Origin of the sequence: Microbacterium sp. NPDC064942 (assembly GCF_049545525.1) — a bacterium.
In the GTDB taxonomy this organism is placed as follows: domain Bacteria; phylum Actinomycetota; class Actinomycetes; order Actinomycetales; family Microbacteriaceae; genus Microbacterium; species Microbacterium gawkjiense.
The window spans coordinates 727,658-754,649 of sequence record NZ_JBMWDR010000001.1; the positions used below are offsets into that span (position 1 = coordinate 727,658).

The window sequence follows — 26,992 nt, forward strand, 5'->3', positions numbered from 1 at the left end:
GCGAGGATCCCTGGCCATGAGCATCGCGTCCGCCCCGACGTCGACCCGCGGGCTCGCCGCGGTCGCCGAGCGGGTGCGCGAGCGGCTGCGCAGCGAGCAGGTCGACCCGTCGCGAGACCCCGACCGCGCAGCGTTCATCGCTCGCGCCGAGGTGCGTCGCCACAACGACTTCGCCCTCGCGCGAGGCGTGGAGGTCATCGAGGACGAAGCGGGGTCCGTCCGCGACATCCTGTCGACCGTGGCGGGGTACGGCCCCCTGCAGGCGCTCCTCGACGACCCGGAAGTCGAGGAGATCTGGATCAACGCGCCCGACCGCGTCTACGTCGCCCGCGAGGGGCGCAGCGAACGCGCACCGATCGTCCTGACCGACGCGGCCGTGCGCGACCTGGTCGAGCGGATGCTGCACGCCACCGGCCGCCGCGTCGACCTCAGCCAACCGTTCGTCGACGCGTCGCTGCCGGACGGGTCGCGCCTGCACGTCGTCATCCCCGACATCACGCGCCGGCACTGGGCGGTGAACATCCGGAAGTTCCTCACCCGCTTCCGTACCCTGGACGACCTCGTCACCGCCGGGTCCGTCGCCCCCGAGGCGACGGCGATCCTCCGCACCGCGATGCGCGAGGGTACGAGCGTCGTCGTCTCGGGCGCGACGCACGCCGGCAAGACCACGCTGCTCGGCGCCCTCATCGCCGCCGCACCGGCGCACCACCGCATCGTGACGGTGGAGGAGACGTTCGAGTTGAACGCGCAGGCCCCTGACCTCGTCGCGCTGCAGGGCCGTCAGCCCAGCCTCGAAGGGACCGGCGAGGTGTCGCTGCGCCGGCTCGTGAAGGAAGCGCTCCGCATGCGACCGGACCGCCTCGTCGTCGGCGAGGTCCGCGATGCGGAGGCCCTCGACCTGCTGCTCGCCCTGAACACGGGCGTCCCGGGCGCCGCCACGATCCACGCCAACTCGGCGCCCGACGCGCTCCGCAAGCTCGGCTCGCTCCCGTTGCTGGCCGGGCGGAACATCGACCGTGACTTCCTCCTGCCCGCGATCGCCGCCTCGGTCGGTCTGGTCGTCCACTGCCGGCGGGATGCCGACGGTCGCCGCGCCGTCGTGCAGATCGTCGCGCCGACCGGCCGTGTCGTCGACGGCGTGGTCGAGACCCGCACGCTCTTCGGGGGTGCTCCGGCATGACCGTCCTCCTCGGCATCACCCTCGCGGCGGGCATTCTGCTCGCCCTGTCGCCGTGGCTCTGGCCGCCGCGCGCGGGGGAGCCGGCGCCCGTGCGGCGCGATGCGGCATCCGCTCGTCTCCTGCAGAGCGCCGGATTCGGCCATGCGACGCCCGGGCACCTCGCGGCGGTCTCCTGTGCCGCGGCGGCGCTCTCGGGGGCGATCGTCTGGCTCGTCACCGCCCTGCCCGCGTTCGCGGCCGTCGCAGCTGTGGCGGGATTCTTCGCGCCCGCCGGGTGGCTGCGGGGTCGCGCCCGCCGGCGTCAGAAGAGCCGCCGTCAGCTGTGGCCGGACGTGTGCGACCTCCTGGTCGCCTCGGTACGGTCCGGGATGTCGCTTCCCGACGCGGTCTCCGCGCTCGGCGAGGTCGGACCGCCGCCGCTGCGTCCCGCGTTCGCGGCCTTCGCGTCGGACGTGTCGGCGTCCGGGCACTTCGATTCGAGCGCGCTGCGCCTCAAGGCCCGGCTGGCCGATCCGGTCGCCGACCGCATCATCGAGGCGCTCCGAATGGCCCGTCAGGTCGGCGGGACGGAGCTCACGAGCGTCCTCCGCGCGCTGTCCGGCTCGGTGCGGGCGGACGCGGCGCTGCGTGCCGAGATCGAAGCGCGTCAGTCCTGGATCCGCGGGGCCGCGGTACTCGGCGTCGTCGCGCCGTGGATCATCCTCGGCCTGCTCGCCCTGCGCCCCGAAGGAGCGACGGCCTACAGCAGCCCCGAGGGCGTCGCGGTGATCCTGCTCGGCGCCGCCGTCTCGGTGGTCGCGTTCCGTCTCATGGTCGGCATCGGACGTCTCCCCGAGCCTCGGCGGTGGTTCGCATGAACGCCCTGACGGAGCTCGCGCTCGCGATCGTGCTCGGCGGCGCCTTCGCGGCCGGCGTCGTGCTCGTCGCGACCCGGGTCCCACGGCTGGCGGCGCCCACGCTGTCGCGGCGCATCGCGCCCTATCTTCGGGACATCGCCGACCCGCGCGGTCTCACCCCCCTCGAGTCCGCCGGGACGGACTGGCGCACGCGGCGCGATCGGTTCATGGCCGCGTTCGGAGGAGCCGCCCGTCTCGAGCAGCGGCTGCGGCAGGCCGGCTGGACGCAGGATGCGGCGGGGTTCCGTGCGCGGCAACTCACCTGGATCGTGGTGGGTGCACTGGCGGGAGGGGCCGTCCTGGTCCTCCTGGCCCTCGTCGGCCGGATGAGTCCGGGAGCCGTGCTGCTTCCTCCGGTGGCCGGGGCGGCCGCGGCGGCCGTGCTGGATCTGCGGCTGACGTCGGCGGGGCGCCGACGGCGGGCGCGCGTCGAGGAGGAGCTGCCGACGCTCCTCGAGTTCCTCTCGCTCTGCCTCGCCGCGGGCGAGGGCCTGCGCGACGCCCTCCGCCGCGTCGGGGAGATCGGCTCGGGGGAGTTGACGGCGGAGATCCGCCGCGCCGTCCTCGACAGCGGAACCGGGTCGAACCTGTCGGACGCCCTCGTGGACCTCGGCCGGCGGCTCGACGTGCCGGCACTGTCGCGCGCGCTCGAGCACCTCGTCGCGGCCATCGACCGCGGTGCGCCGTTGGCGGGGGTCCTGCAGGCGCAGGCCGGCGACGCCCGCGAGGACGCCAAACGCTCGCTCATCGAACGCGCCGGCAAGAAGGAGATCGCGATGCTCTTCCCGATCGTCTTCCTGCTGCTGCCCATGAGCGTCCTCTTCGCCGTCTTCCCCGGCATCGTCATGCTGCGGCTCGGGGTCGGCTGATACCTGACCGAAAGGAGAACATCATGATCCGTTCCACTCTGTCCCGTTTGCGCACCGCCTGGGGTGCCGTGCTCGGGGACGTCCGCGACGACGAGCGGGGCGACGTGCCCGGCTGGGTGTTGATCACCCTCATGACCGCCGGACTCGTCGTCGTCATCTGGGCCCTGGCAGGTCCCGCGCTCGCCCAGCTCTTCGAGCAGGCGATCGACCAGGTCTCGAGCTTCTGAGGACGTCGACGTGCGCCGGCTGCTCTCCGATGAACGCGGCTCGACTCCGGTCGAGTTCGTGCTCGTCGGCGTGCTGCTGACCGTGCTCACCCTCGGTGTCCTGCAACTGGGGCTCGCCGTGTACGTCCGCAACGTCGTCCACGACGCGGCGGTCGAGGGGGCGTACCACGCGGCCCTCGCCGATGTGGAGACCGCGGCGGGGGCGCAGCGCGCCCGGGATGTCGTGGAGCGCGCCGTGGGCGACGGTTTCGTCGAGAGTGTCACCGCTTCGGAATCGACCGCGCTCGGGTACGACACCGTCGCGGTGACCGTGACGACACGGCTGCCCCTCATCGGCCTCCTCGGCGTGCCGCACGGGTGGGAGGTGACCGTTCATGCCCCGGCGGAGACCTTCGACTGATCGCCTCCTCGGCGACGAGCGCGGGTCGGCCGCACTCGAGTTCATCGTGGGCGGTGTCATCCTCCTCGTCCCGATCGTCTACCTCATCGTCACCCTCGGGATCATCCAGTCGCACGCGCTGGGCGTCGAGGCGGCCTCTCGGCATGTCGCACGCGCCGTCGCGTCAGCGGAGAGCGTGCAGGATGCCGACGCCCGGGCAGCGGCGGTCCTCGACTCTCTCGTGCGTGAGTACGAGATCGATGCGGACACGCTCGCCGTGGACGTTTCCTGCGTCGGCCGGCCGGCGGAGTGCCCGGGCGCAGGCGAGACCGTCCGGGTGACGGTCGCGGCCTCCGTGCCGCTGCCGCTCGTGCCGCCGGTCCTCGGGCTCGACGAGGCGACCCGCGTGGGCGTCGAGTCGTCGTCCGTGCAGAAGGTCTCGCGCTACTGGAGGGACGGATGAGAGCCCGCGACGAGGACGGCAGCATCCTGATCCTGACGATCGGCTACGCGCTCCTGGCGCTGGTGCTCGTCTTCGTCTGCGTCGACGCGACGAGTCTGTACCTCGCGCAGAAGCGGACGCAGGCGGCGGCGGATGCCGCGGCTCTCGCAGGCGCCGACGGGTTCACGCTCGAGGTGCACGGGGATCAGCCGCGGGCGGAGCTGACGGATGCCGGCGTGCGGGAGCAGGCGGAGGCGCTGGTCGCGGCGGACGGCGAGGTCGCGCTCGTCTCGGCATCCACCCCTGACGGGGTGTCGGCGCGCGTGACGGTGTCGACGACGTGGCATCCACCGATCTCGTCGATCTTCGTCCCCGCGGGGGTGGTGCTCGATGCGACCGCGACGAGCCGCACCTCGCTGGACTGAACCGATGGACGAGGATGACGTCATGGTTCCGGGGACCGATGCCACCGACCCGCACTCGTGCCGGATGATGAGCACGGTGGTGGCCGACCCGCGATTCGCGGTGCGGTACACCCCTCGTGATCGCAGCTACGCGATCGAGGAACGCGGCGACCACGCACCCGGCGATCTGCGGGTCGTGCAGCGGATCGACGACGAGGGGAACCTCGTCGCGGAGCCGGAGCCGTGATCGCCCGAGGGAGCCGGCGCGGCGATCAGCCTTCTGCAGCCCTGCGGATGAGCTCGAATCGCCGATCCGTCTCGGCGCGCTGGGCCGCAACGGTCGTGACCGTGTCGGGATCGGCGGGTGCGAACACGTCGACGAGGTCGCCGACGCGGTCCTCACCCACCCGGTAGGCGCGCAGCCCGCCGCCCTGGTCTCGCGCCATCCCGCTCGGCCACACGTCGGCCTGCGCACCGACGACGCCGATGCGCCAGCCCCGCGGCTCGAGGTGATCGCGAACCCGGCACAGCGCCTCGAAGGCGTCATCGGCGACCTCTTCGATCGTCTCGACGGCGTCGGACGACAGTGAGACGGCGTAGCGCCACCCCTCCCGGCGCCAGGTGAGGCTCGCGCGGACCGTGAGGTCGCCCCGACGCATCGCGATCGCCGTCGTGTCGCTGGTCATGGGCGGCGGTCCACGTGCGGCAGGAAACGGGGCAACCAGCGCACGAAGGCGACGGCACCCAGCAAGCCGATCAGACCGACCGCCCCGGCGGCGAACGACAGGGACGAGATCGCGGTGATGCCCGTCACGATCAGCGGGGTCGTGGCACCACCGGCATCCGTCAGCGTCCGCCAGGACCCGAGGAAGGTAGCGGGATCGTCCTTGGGAGCGAGGTCCGCACCGATGGTGAGGAGGATGCCGCTGGACAACCCGTTCCCGACGCCGAGGACGGCGGCGAACATCGCGAACCACATCTCGGCGGACGCTCCGTCGTGGGTCACGGAGAGGGCGAGGAAGCCGCTGCCCATCAGGATCATCGCCGGCAGCGCGGCCCAGAGGCGTCCGAAGCGGTCCATGACCTGGCCGCTCGCATAGAAGAGGGCGAAGTCGAGCGCCCCGGAGATGCCGACGACGAGGGCGATCGTCTGCGCGTCGAGGCCGATCGACACACCCCACAGCGGCAGCACCACCTGACGGGCCGACCGCACGGCCGACAGGCACGCCGCTGCGAGTCCCACGCGCGAGAGCACCCGCCGGTGCAGCCACATCGTCCGGAACACGCCGATGCGCTCGGCTACCGGGATCGATCCCGTCACCGGCTCGCCCGAGTCCTCGGCGTCGTGGCTGTGCACGGGCTGCGCGACGAACTGCTTCTCCGGATCGGGACCGACCGTGACGAGGACGATGAGGGCCGCGAGGCAGACGGCGAAGAACCAGATGGTCGCCCGCTCGTCGCCGAACAATCCGATGAGCGCGGCGGCGATGAACGGGCCGGTGAACATGCCGAGCCGGAACGTGCCGCCGAGCAGCGAGAGGGCGCGGGCGCGGAACAGCACCGGCACACGCGTCGTCATGAAGGAGTGCCGCGCCAAACCGAACGCCGCGGCGCAGAACCCGATGAGGAAGACGGCGCCGGCGAACACGGGCAGCGACGGCAGGAGCGCTGCCGTCAGGGAGACCACGAGGGCGAGGGCTCCCGCGGCGATCATCGTGGCCCGTTCGCCGACGCGCGCGACGGCCCAGCCGGCGGGGAGGTTCCCGATGAGCTGGCCCACGACGAGCATCGACGCGATCAGCGCCGAGAGGGCGACGTCGGCGCCGAGGGAGCCGGCGAGACTCGGGATGAGGGGGAGGACCGCACCCTCGCCGATGGCGAACAGGACGGTCGGTGCATAGACCATGGGGCCGAATCGCCAGAGCACATCTCGAGCAGCGGGGGAGTCGGGGCGGTCGGTCATCCCCATCCACGTTACTCTGGAGTGTCATGCTTGAATTCGATCCGTCTGCGGACATCCAGGCCCTCCGTTCCACCTTCGGTGAGATCAAGGCGGTCGTCGACGTCGACGCTCTCTCCGCCGAGATCGCCCGTCTGTCCGAAGAGGCGGGCGCCCCCGACCTCTGGGACGACGTCGAGAAAGCACAGAAGGTCACCAGCGCCCTCAGCCACCGCCAGTCCGAGCTCAAGCGCGTCACCGAGGTGGAGCAGCGGCTCGACGACCTCGAGGTGCTCGTCGAGCTCGCGCAGGAGATGGACGACGAGGACTCCGCCGAGGAGGCCCGCCGGGAGATCGCCGACCTCGAGAAGGTCATCAGCCAGCTCGAGGTGCAGACGCTCCTCGACGGCGAGTACGACGACCGCGGGGCGGTCGTCACGATCCGCTCCGGCGCCGGCGGCGACGATGCCACCGACTTCGCCGAGATGCTCATGCGCATGTACCTGCGCTGGGCCGAACGCCACAAGTACCCCGTCAAGGTGATGGACACCTCCTACGCCGAGGGCGCCGGGATCAAGTCCGCCACCTTCGAAGTGGATGCGCCGTACGCGTATGGCACGCTCTCGGTCGAGGCGGGCACCCACCGCCTCGCGCGGATCAGCCCCTTCGGCTCGGCCGACAAGCGCCAGACGAGCTTCGCCGCCGTCGAGGTGATCCCCGTCATGGAGGAGGCCCAGGAGGTCGACATCCCCGAGGGCGACATCCGCGTCGACGTGTTCCGCTCGTCGGGGCCCGGCGGACAGTCGGTCAACACAACCGACTCGGCCGTGCGACTGACCCACATCCCGACGGGCATCGTCGTCTCGATGCAGAACGAGAAGAGCCAGATCCAGAACCGCGCGGCCGCGATGCGCGTCCTGCAGACCCGACTCATGCTGCTGCAGAAGGAGGAGGAGGCGGCGAAGAAGAAGGAGCTCGCCGGCACCATCACCGCGAGCTGGGGCGACCAGATGCGCTCGTACTTCCTCTACGGTCAGCAACTCGTGAAGGACCTGCGCACGGGACACGAGGTGGGCAACCCCGCGGTCGTGTTCGACGGCGACCTCGACGGCTTCATCGCGGCCGGCATCCGCTGGCGCAAGCGCAAGGACGACGACGACTGAGTCGACGCGGAGGAATCTCTTCGAGATTTCTTCATCCACCTGCATCCACAGTCGGTGGACCGCGGGAATACCCCTGTCAAAGCGCGAACACCTCGCGCCGAATCAGAAGGAGTTCCCATGCGCAAGACACTCTCTGCGGGCGTCGCCCTCGGTGGCGCCGTGGCATTCGCTGCATTCGCCCCCGCATCCGCTGCCACGTCGGACACGGCCGACCTCGCGGTGCTCCACGCGATCCCGGACACCCCCGTCGACGTGTACGTCAACGGCGACCTGACGATCGACGACTTCCAGCCGGGTGACCTCGGCGGTCCGCTCGAGCTTCCCGGCGGAACCTACTCGGTCGCGCTGACCGCCGCGGACGCCACCGACGACTCCGATCCGGTCCTCGGCCCCATCGACCTCACCCTCGAGGCCGGCATGAACTACACCGCGGTCGCGCACCTCGACGCCGAGGGCACCCCCACTGCGAACCTGTTCACGAACGACACCTCCGAGACCGCTGCCGGTGAGGGTCGTCTGACGGTGCGCCACGTGGCCGCCGCTCCGGCGGTCGACGTGCTCGCCGGCGGCGAAGCGGTCATCACCGGCCTCACCAACCCCAACGAGGAGTCGCTCGACCTGCCCGCCGGCACGGTGAGCGCGGCCGTCGCGCTCGAGGGCACGACCGACCCGGTCATCGGCCCGGCCGACGTCGAGGTCCAGGAGGGCGTCCTGACGATCGCCTACGCCTGGGGCTCGGCCGAGGACGGCAACCTCGCCCTGGCCACGCAGACCATCGACGGTCTGCACTCCGGCCCCGACGGTGTGAACACGGGTTCGGCGGGCCTCGTCGCCGAGAACGGCCCGAACGGCTGGCTGATCGCCGGTGGTGCCGCTCTCATCGCCGGTCTCGTCGCCGGTGGTGTGCTCGTCGCCCGTACCTCGGCTGCGCGCCGCTGAGGGTTCGGGCGCGACCGGGACGGTCTCCCCTCGACCGGCGGCTCCCACGCCGCAGGTCTCCGTCCCGGTCGCTCCGGCCACTCCGCAGGCCGTCGTGCGCGCTCCGGCACCGGAGCGGCTCGCCATCTCGTCGTTGGACGTCGACATGCCGGTGGAGGCGGTCGGGGTGCAGGACACCGGCGAGATGGAGATCCCGGAACGTCCGTCGATCGCGGGGTGGTACCGCTTCGGCAAGGCCCCCGCCGACGCCGAAGGCACGACCGTGATCGCCGCCCACGTGGACGACCGGGAGTACGGTGTGGGACCGCTCGCCAGACTGCGTGAAGCGAAGCAGGGCGACGAGGTGACGGTGACGGATGCCGACGGCACGGTCACCACCTACGTCACCGAGTCGGTCACGTACATCCCCCGCGCGGAGCTCCCCGTGGACGACCTGTTCACCCGTGAGGGTCCGCGGACCCTCGCGGTCATCACCTGCGGTGGTGATTTCGATCAGCAGACCCGCACCTACAGCGATAACGTGGTGCTCATTGCGAAGGCGCAGTCGTGACCATCTCGGCCCCGCCTCGGCTCGCCGCACGGAAGGAGCAGGCCGTCGACGACGACACCCACCTCGGTGAGCGTTTCGCGGCGGGTGACGAGACCGCGGTGAAGGCGATGTACGACCGGTGGTCGCGCATCGTGTACACCCTCGCCGTCCGCTCGCTCGGCGACACGACCGAGGCGGAGGACGTCACACAGCGCACGTTCGTCTCGGCATGGACCTCCCGATCGTCGTACCGCGTGGACGGGGCGCCTCTCGGCGCGTGGCTCATCACGATCGCGCGTCGCCGCATCGCCGACGCCCACGAGGCCCGTGCCCGCGCGGCACGTCTCGAGGAGGCGTTGAAGGCGGTCGTCCCCGATCAGGTCGCCGAACACGACGTCTCCGACGCGATGCTCGTGGCCGACGAGGTCGCCCAGCTCGAGCCCGACGCCCGTGCCGTCCTGGCGCTGGCGTTCTACGAGGATCTGACCCACCAGCAGATCTCCGACAGACTGGGGATGCCGCTCGGCACCGTCAAAAGCCACATCCGACGAAGTCTCACCCGACTGCGAACCCGATCGGAGGCGCACCATGTCACATCTTGACCCCGAGGTCGCCGCCCTCCTGGCGATGGGGGAGCAGCCGTCCGCCGACGAGCAGCACCACCTCGATTCCTGCGCGGACTGCACGGCCGAAGTCGCCTCGTTCGCGCGCGCGGTCGCCGCAGGCCGGGCGACCCGCACCGGCGAGGAGCTCCTGAGGCCCCCCGACCGCGTCTGGGAGTCCATCCGCAGCGAACTCGCTCTGCCGTCGGAGCCGTCGACCGCACCGGAGTCGACGCCCGACGAACCGGCATCCCGTCCCTCCGAGGCGCCGTCGACCGGGGCCCGGCACGTGGCACGTCGCCGGCGGGTCAGTCGTCGCCCGGTGTTCTTCGTGATGGCGGGAGCGGCCGTCGCCGTCGTGGCGATCGTGGCAGGCGTCTGGATGGCCGGGGGCATCGCCCCGCGTCCCGAGATCATCTCCGAGGCCCGGCTCGACGGCTTCCCGACCTGGGCGGGCGCCCAGGGCGAGGCGATGCTCGAGCGCGTCGACGGTCACGACCGCGTCGTGGTCGACCTGACGGCATCCGTCCCCGACGACGGCTACCGCGAGGTGTGGCTGCTCACGTCGGACGCCAGCGACCTGATCAGCCTCGGCGTGCTCGACGGCAGCTCGGGCTCCTTCGACATCCCCGACGACGTCGACCTGTCGCGGTTCACCGTGGTCGACATCTCGCAGGAGGACGTCGACGGGGATCCGGGTCACTCGGGCGACTCGATCGTCCGGGGAACCCTGTCAGCCCCCTGAGCGCGCGGGAGTGTCGCTGACGGAAGCGGCGGCCCCGCCGCTTAGGCTCGTCTGGCCATGATCCGCTTCGAAAAGGTCTCCAAGAAGTACCGCGGCACCAACAAACCCGCCCTCAGCGACGTCGAGTTCGACGTCCAGCGCGGGGAGTTCGTGTTCCTCGTCGGCGCGTCGGGCTCGGGGAAGTCGTCGTGCCTACGCCTCATCCTCCGCGAGGACACCGCCTCCGACGGTCGCGTCGTCGTCCTCGGACGCGATGTGCGCGGTCTGAGCACGCGGAAGGTCCCCTACTTCCGTCGTCACATCGGGTCGGTCTTCCAGGACTTCCGTCTGCTGCCGAACAAGACCGTCTTCCAGAACGTCGCGTTCTCGCTGCAGGTCATCGGGTCGAGCCGCGCGTTCATCCAGCAGTCCGTCCCCGAAGCCCTCGCGCTGGTGGGCCTGGCGGGCAAGGAGAAGCGCCTGCCGCACGAGCTCTCAGGCGGTGAGCAGCAGCGTGTCGCGATCGCGCGCGCCATCGTCAATCGGCCGCAGATCCTGCTCGCCGACGAGCCGACCGGAAACCTCGACCCGGGAACCTCCATCGACATCATGCAGTTGCTGGCCCGCATCAACGCCGGCGGTACGACCGTCGTGATGGCGACCCACGAGGCGGGCTTCGTCGACCAGATGCAGCGCCGCGTCATCGAGCTGCGCGGTGGCGTGGTCGTGCGCGACGAGCGCCACGGCGGCTACGGCGACACATCGGGCTTGCCCGTCCTCACGCCCGAGACGGTCAAGGGCGCGGCGGCCACGGCGGCGCTCACGGCCGTCCTCGAACTGCAGAAGCAGATCGCGACCGGCGACACGGGGGCGGTCGAGCCCCTCCCGGACCCGATCGAGCCTCCCGCCCCGCAGCCCGAGACGGTGCTGCCCGCCGTCCCCGTCGTGCAGGACCCGCCCCCGGTGACCGAGGTGCAGACGGATGCCGCGGCCCGGGCAGCGGCGTCCGAGCCGGACACGGGCACCAGAGGCATCCCGATCGCCCCCGCCGACATCGACCTCGGCGACATCGACGGGCTCGGGGCAGCGGACCGTCTGGGTCTCGGGCACCGCGACGACGACGAAGTGGGGCCCACCGCATGAGAGTTCGTCTGGTCCTCGGCGAGGCCCTCACGGGTCTTCGTCGCAACGCGTCGATGGTGATCTCCGTCATCCTCGTCACCTTCGTGTCGCTCACGTTCGTGGGCGCCGCCCTGCTCATGCAGATGCAGATCGCCAAGATGCAGGGGTACTGGGCCGAGCGCGCCCAGGTCGCGATCTTCATGTGCCGCGACGGGTCGACGGAGACCACCTGCAGCGACGGCGAGGCGACGGACGAACAGCTCGCCGCGGTCAAGGAGAAGCTCGAGAGCCCGGCTCTCGAGGGCATCGTCCGCAGCGTCCGGTTCGAGACACGCGAGGAGGCCTACCAGAACGTCCTCGACCTCATGGGCGAGGACTACAAGGACTTCATCACCCCGGCCCAGTTGAACGAGACGTACTGGGTCAACCTCGTGGATCCCACGCAGACGGATGTCATCGACGAGGCGTTCTCGGGAACGCAGGGCGTCGAGGGGGTGACCGACCAGATGGAGTATCTGCAGCCGCTGTTCTCGGCGCTCACGATCGCGACCTACTTCGCGGTGGGGATCGCCGGGCTCATGCTCGTGGCGGCCGTGCTCCTTATCGCCACCACCATCCGGCTCTCGGCCTACGCGCGGCGCAAGGAACTCGGCATCATGCGTCTCGTCGGGGCATCCAACCGGTTCATCCAGACGCCGTTCGTCCTCGAGGGCGTCTTCGCCGCCTTCATCGGCTCGGCACTCGCCAGCGTCGCCGTCTGGCTCGGCGTGCAGTACGGCGTGCACGGGTTCCTCGTCGACGAGATCGACTTCGTGACGACGTGGATCGACGGACGGGATGCGCTGCTGGTCATCCCGCTGATCGTGGTTCTCGGTCTCGTGCTGGCGGCGCTGTCGGCCAGCTTCGCCATCCGCCGATGGCTGCGCACCTGAGCGTACGCCTCCGTTAGACTGGCAGGCCGGTCGCGCGCGGAGCGCGGCCGCGTCGAGGAGTCATCATGCCCAGGGAACGCGGGGAACAGGTCATCGCGACCAACCGTCGCGCGCGCCACGAGTACGCCATCGAGAAGACCTACGAGGCCGGTCTCGTGCTGACCGGCACCGAGGTGAAGTCGCTGCGCCAGGGGCGCGCGAACCTGAGCGACGGCTACGCGTTCATCGACGGCGGCCAGGCCTGGCTCGACGCCGTGCACATCCCGGAGTACTCACAGGGTCACTGGACGAACCACGCCGCCAAGCGCACGCGCAAGCTGCTCCTGCACAAGGACGAGATCGTCAAGCTCTCCCACGCGGTCGCCGCCGGCGGCTACACGCTCATCCCGCTCAAGCTGTACTTCTCGGACGGGCGGGCGAAGGTCGAGATCGCCGTCGCGAAGGGTAAGCGCGAGTACGAGAAGCGTCAGACGATCCGCGAACGCGAAGACAAGCGCGAGGCCGAGCGCGCCATGCGCAGCCGCAACCGTCTGGGGGAGTGACCCTCAGGCCGTTGGCCGCCGTGGCCGCGGTTCCGGGGGCGGCGGAACCGCCTTCGCGGCGATGACCGCCGTGCGGCCGATGCGTTCGAGCCCGCGCTTGCCGTCGACGACGATCACGTCGGGTTCGACCGACACGAGCTCGCCGAGGGCGTCCGTCGCCCGCCCGTCGGGCAGGAGATAGCGCACCACCACGCGGGTCCCGGGAGCGGGGAACGCGATCACCAGCGGCCCGGCGCGTAATCCTTGAGGAAGACGCCGAAGAGGTCCTCGCCGGCTTCGCCACGCACGATGGGGTCGTAGACGCGAGCGGCGCCGTCGACGAGGTCCAGCGGGGCGTGGAACCCCTCCTCCGCGAGGCGCACCTTCGTGGGGTGCGGCCGCTCGTCCGTGATCCATCCGGTGTCGACGCTCGTCATGAGGATGCCGTCGCTCTCGAACATCTCGCGGGCGCTCGTCCGGGTCAGCATGTTGACCGCGGCTTTCGCCATGTTCGTGTGCGGATGCCCGGGGCCCTTGTACCCGCGTTCGAAGACACCCTCCATCGCGCTGACGTTGACGATGTAGGTCCGCCGGGCGGGGCTCGCGGCGAGCGAGGGCCGGAGCTTGGACACGAGGAGGAACGGTGCCGTCGTGTTCGCGAGCTGTACCTCGAGCATCTCGAGCGGATCCACCTCCTCGACGCGCTGCACCCAGGAGTTCGTGTGATCGAGGTCGGGGATCAGACCGCCGGCGTCGATCGCCGTCCCTGCGGCGAGACGGTCGAGCGACGTCGACCCGGCGGCCATCGCCTCCCGCGTGAGCACGTCGGCGCGATCGGCCGCCGCGGCGAGGATCGGGTGCGCGCTCACCGACCGCTCGAGGGCCTCGGGGTGCCGGTCGTTGGTGTGCCCGAAGGTGACGAGTTCGGGCAGCGGGCCGTCGGGGAGCGGTGCGAGTTCGGCGTCGACGAGCGGTTGGTAGGCGCCGGGGGAGCGGCGAACCGTCTGCGTCGCGTTGTTGATGAGCACGTCGAGCGGGCCCGCAGCGGCGACGTCGTCGGCGAGGGCGATCACCTGCGCCGGGTCGCGCAGATCGATGCCGACGATCTTCAACCGGTCGATCCACTCGGCCGAGTCCGGCAGCGCGCGGAACCGACGCACGGCATCCCGCGGGAACCGCGTCGTGATGGTGGTGTGGGCGCCGTCGCGCAGCAGGCGCAGCGCGATGTACATGCCGATCTTCGCGCGCCCACCCGTGAGGAGCGCCCGTCGGCCGGTGAGGTCGGTCCGGGCATCCCGCTTCTCGTGGCTGAGGGCCGCGCAGTCGGGGCAGAGCTGGTGATAGAAGGCGTCGACGATCGTGTACGGCTGCTTGCAGATGTAGCAGCCGCGCGCCTTCTTGAGGGCGCCCGCGATGGGGGCGGCGGTGCGGGTGGCGATGGGGATGCCGCGCGTCTCGTCGTCGATGCGGTCCGGCGCTCCCGTCGCCGTCGCGTGGACGACCTCGCGGTCGGCGGTCGCGACGGCCTCACGGATCTCGCGGCGCCGTTCCTTCTTCGCCGCCTTGAACATCGCTGCGCTCGCTTGCCGGACAGCAATGAAGTCGGGGTGCGTCCGGGGGAGAGAGGGGAGGGCCGCGAGCACCCGGAGAGTGGTGGCGAGATCGGCGGGATCGATCGCCGTGTCGGACGAGAGAGTGTCGGGAAGCACACGAGATTGTACGTCGAGTCGGATGCCGAGCCTGTTAGCGTTCAGGCGTGACCGCCTCCGACGACGCCTCCGACCGCTCGATCCGGGTCTCGGCCGCCGTCATCCGCGACGCCTCCGGACGGCTCCTGCTGGTCCGCAAGACGGGCACGACGGCCTTCATGCAGCCCGGCGGCAAGCCCGAGACGGGGGAGGGCCCGGCCGAGACGCTCGTCCGGGAGCTGCGCGAGGAACTCGGCGTCGACGTCGCCGTCGACGACCTCCGATCCCGGGGTGTCTTCCGGGCGGCGGCAGCGAATGAGGCCGGGCACACGGTGGTCGCGGACGTGTTCGACGTTCCGCTCGGTCGCCAGGAGCCGCGCGCCGCGGCGGAGATCGCCGAACTCCGATGGGTCGGCGAGGCGGAGGCGCAGGCGCTGGAGGTCGCGCCGCTCGCGCGCGACTACTTCCTCTTGGACTGAGCCGGCCGTCCGGGTGGTAGTCTGGGATGCTCGGACGCTCCGGCATCCGAGACAGAAGAACTCCACAGTGTGACAACGGTCCACACGCCGTCAGGCGTCCCGGGGATGATCGGTTTCGACATCGCCTGTGACTCTGCGGGAAGCGGGCCGAGGATGCAGGGTTATCTCGTTAACGATCTCTGCGAACCAATAACTGCCGAAAAGAAGCAGTCCGACTTCGCCCTCGCTGCGTAAGCAGCGAGCCCGAGTCCGTCAGTCCGTGAGTGATCCCCTCGCGGTCCCTGGCGTCATCTAAGGGATCTCGCTGCGTGACGTCGCCTGAGCGTCACGCGGGACTTTCTTCAGGCTGGGCTCGTCGACTTATGTGTCTGTACTGAAGGTCGGAGCCGAGCAGAACGCCTTTTACAGACTGCGCCCGGAGAAGACGCCGTCTCTCAGCGATGGACGGGGGTTCGATTCCCCCCATCTCCACGAACCGTTGTCACGGAGTGAAGCCCCCGGTGTCCGTACGGATGCCGGGGGCTTCGTCGTGCGTCAGCCGAGCTCGATGAGATCCAGGCCCTGCCGGGTGTCCGAGACCTTCACCCAGCCGTCGCCGAAGAGGTAGGTGACGCCGTACCCCTGCTCGTCCACGCGGAGCGCCGCATCCGGGTCCTCGGTGATGATCACGCCGGCGTCGTCGTCCTCGCGCAGCCATCCCTCCGCCTCGAGCGCCGCCTCGGTCGCGTCGGCATCGGCCTGGGAGATCGGGGACCACCCGAAGAGGACGAGGTCGTCGTTGGTGGGGGAGCTGAAGTCGCCCCAGGTGCACGCAGTGCCCTCGGGGAGCTCGAGGTCCAGGATCACGAACGGATCCTCGCGGACCGTCCATCCCGTCGCCGTGAACGCGTCCACGGTCTCGGGCGAGAGCATGTTCTCGCACGTCACGTCTGCCGGATCGATGGTCGGTGGGGCGGATGCCGCGGGTGCGGAGGCGCCCGGGGCGGGAGCCGCCGCCGTCCCTGCGACCTGTCCCGGCGTGGGACTGCACGCCGTGGCGAGGAGCACCGTGAGGCCGCTCGCCGCCACCGCGGCGGCGAGGCGCGTCCCGTGTCGCGCGGACCTCACGCGCCGAGCATCCCGAGGAACTCGTCGTGGAGGATGCCGTTGGTCGCGAGCGACGACAGTGCATCGAGCCGTTCGGCCCCGTGGATGTCGGTGAAGCGGCCGCCGGCCTCGAGGATGATCGGCACGTGCGCGGCGATGTCGTACTCGCGGACCCCGAACTCGGCGACGAACTCCAGACGGCCCTCGGCGAGCAGCATGTAGGGCCAGGCGTCGCCGTAGCCGCGGTCGCGCCACACGGCGCGCGAGAGGCGCAGCAGGTCGTCCGCGCGACCCTCGGCATCCCACTGCGCGATGCTCTGGAAGCTGATGCTCGCGTCGGAGAGCGACGCGACGTCGGAGGTGCGGATGCGGCGGGTCGCGCCGTCGGCGGTGCGGGTCCACGCACCGGCGCCCGTGGCGCCCCACCAGCGACGCGAAATGGCCGGCTGGCTGACCACGCCGACCCGCGGCACGCCGTCTACGACGAGCGAGATCAGGGTTGCCCACATCGGGATGCCCTTCAGGTAGTTCGCCGTGCCGTCGATCGGGTCGATGATCCACTGCCGCGATCCGTGGCCGCTCGTGCCGAACTCCTCCCCGAAGACACCGTCGGCGGGTCGCTCCGCCGCGAGCAGGTCGCGGATGGCACGCTCGGTCGCGAGGTCCGCCTCGGTGACGTGCGTCGCGTCGGCCTTCGTGCGGACGTCGAGGTCCGGCGCGTCGAAACGCTCCATCGCGACGCGGTCCGCGGCATCCGCGAGGCGCAGGGCGAGAGCGAGATCATCCGTCAGGTCGCCCTCGAAGGGGGCGGTCCAGTCCGTCGCGGAGGGCAGAGGCGTCACGGCTCCAGGATACGTGCTGCGCCTGGCGCCCTCATGAGTGCCGAGGGCGTCTCGATTGGCGGAGCAGCCGATCGTGATGCTAGTGTTGACCCTCGGTTCGAGTTCTTCGAATCACGCACCTCTAGCTCAATCGGCAGAGCAACTGACTCTTAATCAGTGGGTTCTGGGTTCGAGTCCCAGGGGGTGCACGGACGGCCCCGGTCACTCTCGCCAGTGACCGGGGCCTTCTGCTTCTGCAGTGTCGGATGTCCCGGTCAGAGCCACTTCTTGCGCTTGAAGACCGCATAGAGCACGACCGAGCTCGCGACCATCAAGCCGAGGGCCATCGGGTACCCGAAGGTCCAGTGCAACTCGGGCATGTGATCGAAGTTCATCCCGTAGACCGTGCCGACCAGAGTCGGCCCGAACAGGATCGCCGCCCACCCCGAGATCTTCTTGACCTGCTCGTTCTGTTCGAGCGAGGTGTCGGTCTGCCGCTGGGTGACGAGCGTGGAATGGACGGTCAGGGCGTTGTCGAGGATCGAACGGAACGCCACGATGCGCTCGTTGAGGCGGATGACGTGGTCCAGGACGTCCCGCAGCGAGCGCTGCAACTCGATGTCGACCTTGTACTTCTCGGACCCCTGCAGCAGCCGCTGCAGCATGTCGTCGAGCGGGAGCGTCGACTTGTGCAGGGCGATCACCTCGCGCGCCAGCGTGTAGATGCGCTGCGACAGCCCGGCATCCGATCCGCTGAACAGCGTCTCCTCGATCTCGTCGATGTCGTTCTCGACCCCGGCGAGCACCGGGGAGTACTCGTCCACCACCTGATCGAGGATGGCGTACAGGACCGCCTCCGGACCCATGCGCAGCAGTTCCGGCTGGTGCTCCATCCTCGTCCGTACCTGCGTGAGGTCCGGCGAGTCCGCGTGCCGGATCGTCACCACGAACTCGGGACCGACGAAGACATGCAGCTCCCCGAAGTCCACCGAATCCGTCGTGTCGTCGTACCGCGCCGGTCGCAGCACCGTGAACAGCACGTCGCCGTACCGCTCGAGCTTGGCGCGCTGATGCCCGGCGAGGGCGTCCTCGACGGCGAGCGGGTGCAGGGAGAACTCCGTGGCGACGGCGGCGACTTCCTCCTCGGTCGGGCGGTAGAGACCGATCCACGCCATGCCGTGGTGGTCGCGCATGTGCTCGAAGGTCTCGCTGAGGTTCACCGGATCCTGGATCCGGCGGCCGTCCACGTACACGGCGTTGTCGACGATGGGCATGGGTCGATTCTCCGCGGTCGAGGAGGGAGGATGCCGCGCCGCGCCGCGGTGCGCGGACGGGCCGGGAGTCAGCCGAGGTTCGGCTTGAGCTCCTGCCGTATCGCCTCGACGTTGTCGGGCGTCACCTTCCATCGCATCGGGTCGGCGTCCTCGAAGGTGATCTCGTACGCCTTGGCGTCGCGGTCGAACTGCACCAGGAACTTCGCGGGCAGCTCAGCGCCCTCGGGGTAGCGGTCGGCGAGGTAGGCGTCGACGGCGGGCTTGATCTGCGAGGGGCGTGAGGCTACCGCCGAGACGGTTCCGTCCGGGGAGTAGGCGTAGCCCGACGTCTCGCTCAGTCGCCCCCCGCCGAGGCTGATCACCATCGCCAGCGACTTCCAGTCGTCGCGCGCGCCCTGCATGTTCGTGACGATCGCACGGATGAGTTCCGTCGTCGGATCAGTGGACATGACTCTCCTTCGGCTCACGAGATCGGGGGCATCTCCGCGCTGGGGACGCGGGTGAAGACCTGACCGGGTTGGTTGTAGAAGGAGGGGTGACCCTGCGCACCTCGTCTTCGTCGATGTCCGGCCATTCGAAGCCGAGCTTCTCCATGACCCACACGAGGTCGTTCGGCAACATCATGCCCATCGCGCCACCTCCTGGTCCGAGGATAGGAATCGCCCGAGGGCCGGTCCATGGGGAGAATTCCCCGCCGGCTCCGCCTCAGGAGGAGAGCTTCGACAGCGCGGAGCCCTTGTGCGCGGCCTTCGCCCCGGTCTTCTCGGACTCCACGATGTAGGCGGGCTCGTCGCTGGACGCGGTGAAGTCCTGCCCGTCGAAGGTGAAGTCCTTCGTCTTCCGCTCGACGATCGTGCCGTGGGTGCGACCCTGGGAGGTGTTCCAGCTGACCCGGTCGCCCTTCTTCAACGCTGCCATGATGCGTCCTTCCTGTCCGCCGCGTGACTCGCGGCTCGGTCGATGCGGATCCGTGCGAGGACGAGCCCCATCAGGAGGGCGCCCGCCCCTCCCACGGCCATGTCCCCGATGGTGTCCGGGTAGGTGACGAAGATCTCGGAGTCCACGAACGTCTTCCCGAGCCACTCGACCATCTCCCAGATCGCACTGATGGCGAGCCCGACAGTCGGCAGGAGGACGATCGCGGTGCGCCGCCGGGGCCGGTCTGGGAGGACGCCGGATCGCTGCAGGGCGACGTACCCGATCGACGCGATGATGCCCGTCGCCACGAAGTGCACGACGAGATCCCACCACGCGATCGACCGGTACAGGTCGAGGACGTTGCTCCACGCGGCGACGCTGACGGTCACTCCGTAGAGGACGTCGAACCACGGAAGCACACCGAGCAGGCGCGGGACGAGGAGGGCGGGCAGTGCGAGTGCGAGGATCCCGGCATCCGTCGGAGTCCACCAGACGAAGGCGGCCAGGACGCTGATCAGGCCGAGGAGACGGATGCCGTCAGCCGCCCATTCCGCCGGCGACGCCGGCGGGCGCAGGAAGTCCTCCCTCATCGCGGCACCTCGACAGCGGCATGGACGGCCAGGTGGTCGCTCGGCGCGATCCCGTCCTCGGTTCGCGCGTCTATCCCGACCCGTTCGACCTCGATGTCCGACGTTGCGAGGATCACGTCGATCCGCTTGCCGTCGCGGACGGGTGCGCGGTAGCCCGCGTACGTGCCCCAGGCGGGGGTCACCCTCGCCGCGGCGACCGTCCACGTGTCCGTCAGCAGATCGCCGGCGCGCAGGGCGCGGAGTGCATCGGACTCGGCGCCGCTGTTCATGTCGCCGAAGACGAGGGTCGGGAGCCCGGTGCCGCGCACCTCGGTGCGGATGGCCTCCACCCCGCGCATCCGGGACCGCGCGGAGAAGGGGTCGAGGTGCGTGTTGACGACGGCGAAGCGTGCACCGGTGGTGCGGTCGCGGAAGACGCCGACCGTGACGATGCGGGGCACGAGGTTGCCCCAGGACCGGGTGCCGAGGACGTCGGGTGTGTCCGACAGGGCGCGTTGGCGGTGGTGGAGCGGTTCGAGCCGGTCTCGATCGAAGAACACGGGACAGCCCTCCCCGCGCCCGCCTCGTCGACGCCCCACGCCGATCCGCGCGAACGACGGTCCGAGGGCGGCGGCGATCTCCGCCGCGGGACCGGGGAGGACCTCCTGGGTGCACATGATGCTGGGGCTCTCCCGCCGGAGCATCGACACGAGGGCGGGGCGGCGGCGTGCCCAGCGATCCGACGGCGAAGAGAGCAGAGAGGGCATCGGACGACGCACGTTCAGCGTCATCATGTGGAGGAGCGGAGCCTCCACGGCGCCGAGGAGGCGGTTCACCGGGTCACCCGCCGAGCGACCGCGGAGCCCGCGCGTCGCATCGCGAGACGCGCCCAGCGGACCGGCGGGAAGCTCGCGGGCCAGTGGATCACGACGGTGCGGACGCCGCGGCGCACCCGCCGACGGAACGCGGATGCGGAGGTGAAGGGCCGCATCGAGATCCCCATCGCGGCGCCGGGGACGAGGCGGATGCGGTGGTGCTCGCCGAGGTGGAACGACAGGTCGAGGTCGTCGTGCACCTCGGGATCGTCCCGGTGGACGCTGCTGCTGACGCGCCGCCAGGCGTCGCGCCGCAGACCGAGGTTGGAGCCGAACAGCGGGACGTGGCCGAGGACGGGGAGCAGGACGATCGCGTACGCGCCGAGGTAGACGCTCGCCAGCGGCGTCCGCAGCGGGCGGGGTCCGTCCACGAACCGCGCGCCCCCGGCGAACACGGAGGCCTCGGGGTGCGCGTCGGCCGCGCTGCTCATGGCAGCGACCCACGACCCCGCCGGAACGCAGTCCGCGTCCAGTCGGAGGATGAGGTCGGCCGACGCCGCGTCGTAGCCGGCGGCTGCCGCAGCCGGTATGCCGGGCCGGTCGCAGTGGATCACGTCGGCGCCCGCCGAGCGGGCGACCTCTGCGGACTCATCGGAGGACATGTTGTCCACGACGATGATCTGATCGGGCCGCTTCGTCTGCAGAGCGAGGGCCCGCAGACAGCGTCGCAGCTCGTCCGCGTCGTCCTTCACAGGGATGACGACGGAGACGGATGCGGCGGCCCGCGGGCCCTCGGTGCGCACGGATCAGCTCAGGTTGTCGGCGATCCAGTCCTTCGCGATGTCCTCGGTGTTCCGCTGGTCGACGGAGGACTCGACGTTCATCGCGACGAGCTCCTCGGGCGACATCGCGGCGCTGACCTCGTTGATCACGTCGGCGATCTCGTCCGAGATGTCCGAGCTCGCGATCGGCACGACGTTGGACGCGAGGAAGAGGCCTTTCGGGTCTTCGAGGGTCACGAGGTCATCGGTCTTGATGCGCGGGTCGGCGCTGAACACGTTGGCGACCTGGATGTTGCCGGCGACGAGCTCGTCGACGGTGGTGTCGGCGGTCGCCTCGAAAGCGACATCCACGCCGTAGACGTCCTTGAGCCCGGTGGGGCCGTAGGGACGCTGTTCCAGCTCAGGCGCGCCGCCGAGCTTCAGCCCGTCGATGCCGGCGAGGTCGCCGATCTCGGTGAGGTCGTTCTCGGAGGCGAAGGCCGCGGTCACGTTGTACGAGTCCTGGTCGGTCGCCGGCGAGTAGTCGAGCGCGGTCAGACCGTCCGGGAGGGCGTCCTGCAGCGCGGCGTAGACATCGTCGGGCGTCGTAGCCGTGGCGTCCTTGTCGAAGTACTGCAGCAGGTTGCCGGTGTACTCCGGGAAGAGGTTGATCGATCCGTCCTCGAGCGAGGGCATGTAGGCGTCGCGCTGGCCGATGGAGAAGTTGCGCTCGACGGTGAAGTCGGCGGCTTCGAGAGCCTGGGCGTAGATCTCGGCGATGATCTCGTTCGAGTAGTACTGCTGCGAACCGATCACGATCGTCGACGACTCCTCGCCTCCGCCGTTGCCGCCGTTGCCGCCCGATCCGCCGCCTTGCAGGGACTCGCTCGACCCGCAGGCCGAGAGTGCGAGGGCGGCGACGGCGGCGAGGCCGAGGGCGGGCAGGATGCGTGTGCGGGTGATGGACATGGGTGCCTCCGGGTGGGATAGGGGTCGTGCTGCTGTGAGTCAGGCGGGTTGGGGGGACGGGCGAGGCCGCAGGCGGCGCGGCGCGGATCGCTGGACGGCGACGCCGCGGGGGACGAGGACGCGCTGGACCAGCGCGAACACGCCGTCCAGCACGAGGGCGAGGACCACGACGACGATCGACGCCCCGAGGATCTGCGCCGGATTCCGGGTCTGGATGCCCTGGATCAGGGCGAAGCCGAGTCCGCCGAGGCCGACGTAGGCCGCGATGGTGACCGTCGCGACGACCTGCAGCACAGCGGAGCGGATGCCGCCGATCAGCAGCGGCAGTCCGAGGGGGATCTCGATCTTCCACAGGACCTGCATCGGCGTCATCCCGACGGCGCGCCCCGCCTCGATCGTCGTGCGCTCGATCGCCTCGATCCCCGCGTAGGCCCCCGCGAGGATCGAGGGGATGGCGAGGAGGACGAAGGAGACGACGGCGGCCTGCTCCTTGAAGTTCACGCCGATGAGGAGGTAGAGCAGGACGACGAGGCCGAGGGAGGGCAGCGACCGGGCGGCGCCGGAGAGGAAGACGGCGATCTCGCGTCCGCGACCGGTGTGCCCGATGGCCCATCCGGCGGGTACGGCGACGAGCGCAGCGAGGGCGACCGAGCCGAAGGTGAAGCCGAGGTGCTGGAGGATCGCCTCGCCGAGGGGGAGGTATCCCGTCGTGCGATCCGGCGAGAAGATCCAGGCGAAGGCGTCGAGGAAGACGTTCATGCGGCGACCTCCCGCATCCGTGCCCGCGACCGCGGGGGCGAGGTTCGCCGGGTCCACGGCATCAGCGCGCGTCCGGCCAGCAGGAGGAGCGCGTCGATGACGAGGGCGATGATCACCACGGCGAGCACGCCCGCGAAGACCTCGGGGAGGATCCTCCGCTGCGATCCGTTCGTGAACAGGTACCCGAGGTTCTGCACGCCGATCAGAGCGCCGACGGTGGCGAGCGAGATCGTCGAGACGGCCGTCACCCTCAGGCCCGCCAGCATGACGGGGCCCGCCAGCGGGAAGTCGACCGTCCAAAAGCGCCGCCACGGACCGAAGCCGACTGCGATCGCGGCGTTGCGGACGCTGGATTCGACCGACGCGAGTCCGTCCGTGACCGACCGGGTCATGATTGCGACCGCGTAGATGGTCAGCGCGACGACGAGGTTGGTCTCGGACAGCAGAGGGATGCCGCTGATCGCGCTGATGAGCGCGAACAGGCCGAACGACGGGATCGTGTAGAGGATGCCGACCGCACCCAGCACCGTGCCGCGCAGCCGCGTGTAGCGGAACGCCGCCCAACCGATCGGCACCGCGACGGCGAACCCGACGAGGATCGCGATCGTGCTCTGTCGGAGGTGGGCGACGGTCAGGCGACCGATCAGGTCCAGGTTGTCGAGGACCCAGTTCATGGGGAGGTCACCTCGGATCCTCTGCCGCATCCGACACGAGCACTCCCTGCGTGCGTCCCGCCCCATCCACGAGGACGGTGCCGCGAGGGGTCTCCTTGGCGCGGAACGCGCGCGCTCCGCGGTCGGTGCCGATGAAGGTCGCGACGAAGTCGTCGGCCGGGGATTCGATGATCTCCGAGGGCGTGCCGCGCTGGGCGATGTGTGCGCCCTTCTGCAGGATCACGACCTGGTCGCCCAGGAGGAAGGCCTCGTCGATGTCGTGCGTGACGAAGACGATGGTCTTGTCGAGTTCTCGCTGCAGCCGGATGACCTCGGCCTGTAGTTCTTTGCGGACGATGGGGTCGACGGCGCCGAAGGGCTCGTCCATGAGGAGGATGTTGGGGTCCGCTGCAAGGGCGCGCGCGACGCCGACGCGCTGCTGCTGACCACCGGAGAGCTGCGCGGGATACCTGTCGGCGAAGGCGGCGTCGAGGCCGACGACCTCCATCAGCTCGAGCGCGCGACGCCGTGCGGCCGCCTTCGTCTGTCCGGTGAGGACGGGCACCGTCGCGATGTTGTCCGCCACCGTGTAGTGGGGGAGCAGGCCGGCGTTCTGGAGGACGTACCCGATGCTCCGCCGCAGCTGGACGGCGTCCTTGGCGTGGATCGACTCGCCGTCGATCGTGATGTCGCCCGACGTCGGTTCGATGAGGCGGTTGATCATGCGCAGGAGCGTCGTCTTGCCGCACCCCGACGACCCCACCAGGACCGTCGTCTTGCGGGCCGGCATCTCGAGGGTGACGTCGTCGACCGCGGCGGGTCCGTCGCCGAAGCGTTTGGTGACGGATCGGAACTCGATCGCCATGGAGGGGTCCTTTCGGCCGGTGTTTCAGCCAACCACACACCCCCGACATCCCGGCAGTCCTCCGCGACCATTGACGTCACATGGCGGGTATGGCAGACGGAGCGCCCGTTCCGGCCCCGGGCGGGCCTGGTGTCACTAGCGTGAGGGCATGAGCCCACGCGAATACGACCTCATCGTCATCGGAGCAGGACCCGTCGGCGAGAACGTCGCCGACCGCGCGATACGAGGTGGTCTCACCGCCGCGATCGTCGAGAGCGAACTCGTCGGAGGCGAGTGCTCCTACTGGGCCTGTATGCCCTCGAAGGCGCTGCTGCGGGCCCCGGCTGCGCTGCGCGCGGCCCGCGACGTCGCGGGCGCTGCGGAGGCGGTGACCGGCGGGGTCGACGTCGCCGCCGTGCTTGCGCGCCGGGACCGCATCGTGCACGACTACCAGGACACGTCGCAGGTCGAGTGGCTGCAGGGAGCGGGGATCGACCTGGTGCGCGGCCACGGGCGCCTCGCCGGTGAGAAGGAAGTGACCGTCACCGCGGCGGACGGCGCGGTCACCACCCTGCGCGCGCGCCACGCGGTCGCCGTCTGCACCGGCTCCGCCGCGCTGATCCCGGACATCCCCGGATTGCAGGATGCCGCACCCTGGACCAGTCGCGAGGCGACGGGGGTCCGCACCGTGCCGTCCTCGCTGATCATCCTGGGCGGCGGCGTCGTCGGGCTCGAGATGGCGACGGCCTTCACCGCGCTCGGCTCGGACGTGACCGTGATCGCCCGGTCCACCCTCCTCGGCGGACTCGAGGACTTCGCGGGCGAGGCCGTGGGCGCCGCCCTGAAGGGCGCGGGCGCGACCGTCCTCACCGGGCACGGTGTCGAGCACGTCGCCCGTTCCTCCGACGGGGTGAGTGTCACTCTGGATGACGGCTCCGTCGTCCGGGCGGAGGAGATCCTGGTGGCGACGGGTCGTGTGCCCCGCACCGAAGACCTCGGCCTCGAACACGTCGGACTCGAGGCGGGATCGTGGATCCGGGTAGACGACACTATGCGCGTCCCCGGCAACGACTGGCTGTACGCCGTGGGCGATGTCAATCACCGGGCCCTGCTGACCCACCAGGGCAAGTACCAGGCCCGTGTCGCCGGCGACGTCATCGCGCGTCGCGCCGCGTCGAACGACGTGGACACGTCGGCCTGGAGCGCGCTGGCGGCCACCGCCGACCACAGCGCCGTTCCTCAGGTCGTGTTCACCGAGCCCGAAGTCGCCGCCGTCGGACACACCGAGGCATCCGCTCGTGACGCCGGCATCGACGTGAAGGTCGTCGACTACGACCTGTCCTGGGTGGCGGGGGCGAGCACCCACTCCGACCGGTACGAGGGGCGCTCGCGGGCCGTCATCGACGCGGAGCGCGGCGTGCTGGTCGGGGCGACGTTCGTGGGACCCGATGTCGCCGAGCTGCTCCATGCCGCGACGATCGCCATCGTCGGCGAGGTCCCGCTGCACCGCCTCTGGCACGCCGTCCCCGCGTACCCGACCGTCAGCGAGGTGTGGCTGCGCTGGCTCGAGACCGCGGGGTTGTGACCGCCGCCGTCGTCATCGACGGCGGACGGACTGGATGCGGGTCGTCAATTGGTGCGCGTGCGCGAGCAGCAGACGCCCCAACTCGGGGAGGCGGTCCGGGCCGAAGCGGAACTCGACGCCGGTGAGGCTGAGGGCCCAGGCGGGCCGCCCCTCCTGATCGAACACGGCTGCCCCGAGCCCCCATGATCCCGGGACGATGAGCCCCGGATTCACCGCGTAACCGCGGTCCCGAGTCTCCCCGATGCGTGCGCGCAGGGGATCCGCATCGTGGACATCACCCCACCGCGCGGCGAGGTCGGTATGGCGGCCGAGGTAGGCGTCGACCTCGGGCTGCGGCAGGAACGAGAGGATCGCGAGCCCCGCGGACGCGACGCCCAACGGGAAGCGGACTCCTTCGCTGAGCACGAACGACCGGATCGGGAACGACCCCTCCTCGCGCATGAGGCAGACGGTCTCATCACCGCGCCGGACGGACAGGAACGCACTCTCCTCGGTCTTCACCGCGAGCGATCGGACGATGTCGCCGGCGACGTGCGTGATGTCGTAGCGGGGCGCGGCGGCCGCGCCCATGAGGAAGAGTTCCGGTCCGGCCAGCCATCGTGCCGTGCGCTCGTCCTGATCGACCATGCCCTCGGCGCGCAGGGCGGTCAACAGGCGGTGCGCCGTCGACCGGGAGAGGGATGCCTCGTGGGCGAGTTCGCGCACACCGCGGCCCTCCGCGCCGGCGGCGCTGACGAGCCGGAGCAGGCGCGCCGCCCGCGCGATGGCCTGCGCTCCCGGGACGGTCGACGAGGGGTGTTCCACATCGTGGACCCTAGGCGCTGAGCGTCCCACATCGCAACCGACCGCTCGCGGTCCGGGGCCTCCGACGTCGATGCTGGGAGCAACGACACGAAGGAGTGC

35 protein-coding genes, 1 tRNA gene and 1 other RNA gene are annotated in these 26,992 nt (G+C 70.4%); 20 read left to right on the forward strand and 17 right to left on the reverse strand.

Annotated elements, in window-relative coordinates; genetic code table 11:
• Positions 1-16 precede the first annotated feature (16 nt).
• The 8 genes from ACPEH2_RS03470 to ACPEH2_RS03505 are packed head-to-tail and all read left to right on the forward strand — an operon-like array spanning position 17 to position 4,644.
• Positions 17-1,180 (forward strand): CpaF family protein, encoded by a 1,164-nt coding sequence (locus ACPEH2_RS03470; RefSeq protein WP_359917556.1) that lies wholly within the window; start codon positions 17-19, stop codon positions 1,178-1,180.
• Positions 1,177-2,037: a type II secretion system F family protein gene (locus ACPEH2_RS03475; RefSeq protein WP_217530159.1), complete on the forward strand. Its 861-nt coding sequence runs from the start codon at positions 1,177-1,179 to the stop codon at positions 2,035-2,037. Before ACPEH2_RS03470 ends, ACPEH2_RS03475 begins: the two co-directional genes overlap by 4 nt.
• Positions 2,034-2,945: a type II secretion system F family protein gene (locus ACPEH2_RS03480; RefSeq protein WP_253034204.1), complete on the forward strand. Its 912-nt coding sequence runs from the start codon at positions 2,034-2,036 to the stop codon at positions 2,943-2,945. Before ACPEH2_RS03475 ends, ACPEH2_RS03480 begins: the two co-directional genes overlap by 4 nt.
• Before the next feature lie 23 nt (positions 2,946-2,968).
• On the forward strand, positions 2,969-3,172 hold the full coding sequence (locus tag ACPEH2_RS03485; RefSeq protein WP_217530155.1) for a hypothetical protein: 204 nt from the start codon (positions 2,969-2,971) through the stop codon (positions 3,170-3,172).
• Between the two features lie 10 nt (positions 3,173-3,182).
• The gene (locus tag ACPEH2_RS03490) at positions 3,183-3,572 is read left to right on the forward strand and encodes a TadE/TadG family type IV pilus assembly protein (protein ID WP_217530153.1); all 390 of its coding nucleotides are present in this window, start codon (positions 3,183-3,185) and stop codon (positions 3,570-3,572) included.
• Positions 3,547-4,014 carry a TadE/TadG family type IV pilus assembly protein gene (locus tag ACPEH2_RS03495; RefSeq protein WP_359917582.1) on the forward strand — a complete coding sequence of 156 codons (468 nt, stop codon included), beginning with the start codon at positions 3,547-3,549 and terminating at the stop codon, positions 4,012-4,014. Before ACPEH2_RS03490 ends, ACPEH2_RS03495 begins: the two co-directional genes overlap by 26 nt.
• A complete protein-coding gene (locus ACPEH2_RS03500) occupies positions 4,011-4,418 on the forward strand; it encodes a pilus assembly protein TadG-related protein (protein WP_217530149.1) in 408 nt (135 codons plus the stop codon). The genes ACPEH2_RS03495 and ACPEH2_RS03500 overlap by 4 nt, the downstream gene beginning before the upstream one ends.
• A gap of 22 nt (positions 4,419-4,440) precedes the next feature.
• Positions 4,441-4,644, forward strand: coding sequence for a hypothetical protein (locus tag ACPEH2_RS03505; RefSeq protein WP_217530147.1), 204 nt, complete (start codon positions 4,441-4,443; stop codon positions 4,642-4,644).
• A 25-nt stretch (positions 4,645-4,669) separates the two neighbouring features.
• Here the strand turns inward: ACPEH2_RS03505 and ACPEH2_RS03510 are convergent, their stop codons facing one another.
• Both ACPEH2_RS03510 and ACPEH2_RS03515 read right to left on the reverse strand, forming a co-directional pair.
• A complete protein-coding gene (locus ACPEH2_RS03510) occupies positions 4,670-5,083 on the reverse strand; it encodes a hypothetical protein (protein WP_359917587.1) in 414 nt (137 codons plus the stop codon).
• Positions 5,080-6,360: an MFS transporter gene (locus ACPEH2_RS03515; RefSeq protein ID WP_359917590.1), complete on the reverse strand. Its 1,281-nt coding sequence runs from the start codon at positions 6,358-6,360 to the stop codon at positions 5,080-5,082. The genes ACPEH2_RS03510 and ACPEH2_RS03515 overlap by 4 nt, the downstream gene beginning before the upstream one ends.
• A 26-nt stretch (positions 6,361-6,386) precedes the next feature.
• Between ACPEH2_RS03515 and prfB the strand changes: the two genes are divergently transcribed.
• The 8 genes from prfB (at position 6,387) to smpB (ending at position 12,889) form a co-directional block, all read left to right on the forward strand.
• Positions 6,387-7,499 (forward strand): peptide chain release factor 2, encoded by a 1,113-nt coding sequence (gene prfB, locus ACPEH2_RS03520; protein ID WP_064001880.1) that lies wholly within the window; start codon positions 6,387-6,389, stop codon positions 7,497-7,499.
• Positions 7,500-7,616: 117 nt separating this feature from the next.
• The gene (locus ACPEH2_RS03525; RefSeq protein WP_423718272.1) at positions 7,617-8,438 is read left to right on the forward strand and encodes a DUF4397 domain-containing protein; all 822 of its coding nucleotides are present in this window, start codon (positions 7,617-7,619) and stop codon (positions 8,436-8,438) included.
• A gap of 94 nt (positions 8,439-8,532) precedes the next feature.
• The gene (locus ACPEH2_RS03530) at positions 8,533-8,988 is read left to right on the forward strand and encodes a class F sortase (RefSeq protein ID WP_359917593.1); all 456 of its coding nucleotides are present in this window, start codon (positions 8,533-8,535) and stop codon (positions 8,986-8,988) included.
• Positions 8,985-9,569 (forward strand): RNA polymerase sigma factor, encoded by a 585-nt coding sequence (locus tag ACPEH2_RS03535; RefSeq protein WP_217530137.1) that lies wholly within the window; start codon positions 8,985-8,987, stop codon positions 9,567-9,569. Before ACPEH2_RS03530 ends, ACPEH2_RS03535 begins: the two co-directional genes overlap by 4 nt.
• Positions 9,556-10,314, forward strand: coding sequence for an anti-sigma factor (locus ACPEH2_RS03540; RefSeq protein WP_217530135.1), 759 nt, complete (start codon positions 9,556-9,558; stop codon positions 10,312-10,314). The genes ACPEH2_RS03535 and ACPEH2_RS03540 overlap by 14 nt, the downstream gene beginning before the upstream one ends.
• Positions 10,315-10,371: 57 nt before the next feature.
• The gene (gene ftsE / locus ACPEH2_RS03545; protein ID WP_217530133.1) at positions 10,372-11,436 is read left to right on the forward strand and encodes a cell division ATP-binding protein FtsE; all 1,065 of its coding nucleotides are present in this window, start codon (positions 10,372-10,374) and stop codon (positions 11,434-11,436) included.
• Complete coding sequence (ftsX, locus tag ACPEH2_RS03550) at positions 11,433-12,347, forward strand: permease-like cell division protein FtsX (protein WP_217530131.1); 915 nt, start codon at positions 11,433-11,435, stop codon at positions 12,345-12,347. Before ftsE ends, ftsX begins: the two co-directional genes overlap by 4 nt.
• 65 nt (positions 12,348-12,412) lie before the next feature.
• Positions 12,413-12,889, forward strand: coding sequence for an SsrA-binding protein SmpB (smpB, locus tag ACPEH2_RS03555; RefSeq protein WP_064001887.1), 477 nt, complete (start codon positions 12,413-12,415; stop codon positions 12,887-12,889).
• A 3-nt stretch (positions 12,890-12,892) separates the two neighbouring features.
• On the opposite strand, the gene ACPEH2_RS03560 is transcribed toward smpB, so the two are convergent.
• Together ACPEH2_RS03560 and ACPEH2_RS03565 are read right to left on the reverse strand one after the other, a co-directional pair.
• Positions 12,893-13,111, reverse strand: coding sequence for a hypothetical protein (locus ACPEH2_RS03560; protein ID WP_359917598.1), 219 nt, complete (start codon positions 13,109-13,111; stop codon positions 12,893-12,895).
• Complete coding sequence (locus tag ACPEH2_RS03565) at positions 13,108-14,577, reverse strand: SDR family NAD(P)-dependent oxidoreductase (RefSeq protein WP_423718276.1); 1,470 nt, start codon at positions 14,575-14,577, stop codon at positions 13,108-13,110. The genes ACPEH2_RS03560 and ACPEH2_RS03565 overlap by 4 nt, the downstream gene beginning before the upstream one ends.
• Before the next feature lie 47 nt (positions 14,578-14,624).
• Here ACPEH2_RS03565 and ACPEH2_RS03570 point away from each other — a divergent pair, with 47 nt between their 5' ends.
• Positions 14,625-15,035: an NUDIX hydrolase gene (locus ACPEH2_RS03570; RefSeq protein WP_253034219.1), complete on the forward strand. Its 411-nt coding sequence runs from the start codon at positions 14,625-14,627 to the stop codon at positions 15,033-15,035.
• A 101-nt stretch (positions 15,036-15,136) separates the two neighbouring features.
• Positions 15,137-15,509, forward strand: a transfer-messenger RNA (tmRNA) gene (gene ssrA, locus ACPEH2_RS03575).
• A 60-nt stretch (positions 15,510-15,569) separates the two neighbouring features.
• On the opposite strand, the gene ACPEH2_RS03580 is transcribed toward ssrA, so the two are convergent.
• Both ACPEH2_RS03580 and ACPEH2_RS03585 read right to left on the reverse strand, forming a co-directional pair.
• On the reverse strand, positions 15,570-16,142 hold the full coding sequence (locus ACPEH2_RS03580) for a hypothetical protein (protein ID WP_253034220.1): 573 nt from the start codon (positions 16,140-16,142) through the stop codon (positions 15,570-15,572).
• The gene (locus ACPEH2_RS03585; protein WP_423718277.1) at positions 16,139-16,963 is read right to left on the reverse strand and encodes an inositol monophosphatase family protein; all 825 of its coding nucleotides are present in this window, start codon (positions 16,961-16,963) and stop codon (positions 16,139-16,141) included. The genes ACPEH2_RS03580 and ACPEH2_RS03585 overlap by 4 nt, the downstream gene beginning before the upstream one ends.
• A gap of 115 nt (positions 16,964-17,078) precedes the next feature.
• Here ACPEH2_RS03585 and ACPEH2_RS03590 point away from each other — a divergent pair.
• Positions 17,079-17,151, forward strand: a tRNA-Lys gene (locus ACPEH2_RS03590).
• Between the two features lie 66 nt (positions 17,152-17,217).
• Here the strand turns inward: ACPEH2_RS03590 and corA are convergent.
• The 10 genes from corA to ACPEH2_RS03640 all read right to left on the reverse strand — a co-directional run bounded on the left by corA (position 17,218) and on the right by ACPEH2_RS03640 (position 24,525).
• Positions 17,218-18,216 (reverse strand): magnesium/cobalt transporter CorA, encoded by a 999-nt coding sequence (gene corA / locus ACPEH2_RS03595; RefSeq protein WP_359917604.1) that lies wholly within the window; start codon positions 18,214-18,216, stop codon positions 17,218-17,220.
• 68 nt (positions 18,217-18,284) lie between these two features.
• Entirely contained in the window at positions 18,285-18,665 is a 381-nt protein-coding gene (locus ACPEH2_RS03600; RefSeq protein ID WP_359917607.1) for a hypothetical protein, read from the reverse strand.
• A 256-nt stretch (positions 18,666-18,921) separates the two neighbouring features.
• Positions 18,922-19,134: a DUF2945 domain-containing protein gene (locus ACPEH2_RS03605; RefSeq protein WP_064001895.1), complete on the reverse strand. Its 213-nt coding sequence runs from the start codon at positions 19,132-19,134 to the stop codon at positions 18,922-18,924.
• Positions 19,122-19,724, reverse strand: a complete 603-nt coding sequence (locus tag ACPEH2_RS03610) for a hypothetical protein (RefSeq protein ID WP_217530119.1) — start codon at positions 19,722-19,724, stop codon at positions 19,122-19,124. The genes ACPEH2_RS03605 and ACPEH2_RS03610 overlap by 13 nt, the downstream gene beginning before the upstream one ends.
• On the reverse strand, positions 19,721-20,539 hold the full coding sequence (locus ACPEH2_RS03615; protein WP_359917609.1) for an endonuclease/exonuclease/phosphatase family protein: 819 nt from the start codon (positions 20,537-20,539) through the stop codon (positions 19,721-19,723). Before ACPEH2_RS03615 ends, ACPEH2_RS03610 begins: the two co-directional genes overlap by 4 nt.
• Positions 20,536-21,321 carry a glycosyltransferase family A protein gene (locus tag ACPEH2_RS03620; protein WP_253034225.1) on the reverse strand — a complete coding sequence of 262 codons (786 nt, stop codon included), beginning with the start codon at positions 21,319-21,321 and terminating at the stop codon, positions 20,536-20,538. The genes ACPEH2_RS03615 and ACPEH2_RS03620 overlap by 4 nt, the downstream gene beginning before the upstream one ends.
• A gap of 3 nt (positions 21,322-21,324) precedes the next feature.
• Positions 21,325-22,248, reverse strand: a complete 924-nt coding sequence (locus ACPEH2_RS03625; RefSeq protein WP_359917612.1) for an ABC transporter substrate-binding protein — start codon at positions 22,246-22,248, stop codon at positions 21,325-21,327.
• Between the two features lie 39 nt (positions 22,249-22,287).
• A complete protein-coding gene (locus tag ACPEH2_RS03630; protein ID WP_359917863.1) occupies positions 22,288-23,007 on the reverse strand; it encodes an ABC transporter permease in 720 nt (239 codons plus the stop codon).
• Positions 23,004-23,681, reverse strand: coding sequence for an ABC transporter permease (locus tag ACPEH2_RS03635; protein ID WP_217530112.1), 678 nt, complete (start codon positions 23,679-23,681; stop codon positions 23,004-23,006). The genes ACPEH2_RS03630 and ACPEH2_RS03635 overlap by 4 nt, the downstream gene beginning before the upstream one ends.
• A 7-nt stretch (positions 23,682-23,688) precedes the next feature.
• A complete protein-coding gene (locus ACPEH2_RS03640) occupies positions 23,689-24,525 on the reverse strand; it encodes an ABC transporter ATP-binding protein (RefSeq protein ID WP_359917615.1) in 837 nt (278 codons plus the stop codon).
• Between the two features lie 148 nt (positions 24,526-24,673).
• Between ACPEH2_RS03640 and ACPEH2_RS03645 the strand changes: the two genes are divergently transcribed.
• Entirely contained in the window at positions 24,674-26,089 is a 1,416-nt protein-coding gene (locus ACPEH2_RS03645) for a dihydrolipoyl dehydrogenase family protein (protein ID WP_359917618.1), read from the forward strand.
• A 12-nt stretch (positions 26,090-26,101) separates the two neighbouring features.
• Here the strand turns inward: ACPEH2_RS03645 and ACPEH2_RS03650 are convergent, their stop codons facing one another.
• The gene (locus tag ACPEH2_RS03650; RefSeq protein ID WP_359917621.1) at positions 26,102-26,893 is read right to left on the reverse strand and encodes an IclR family transcriptional regulator; all 792 of its coding nucleotides are present in this window, start codon (positions 26,891-26,893) and stop codon (positions 26,102-26,104) included.
• Positions 26,894-26,992: the final 99 nt, after the last annotated feature.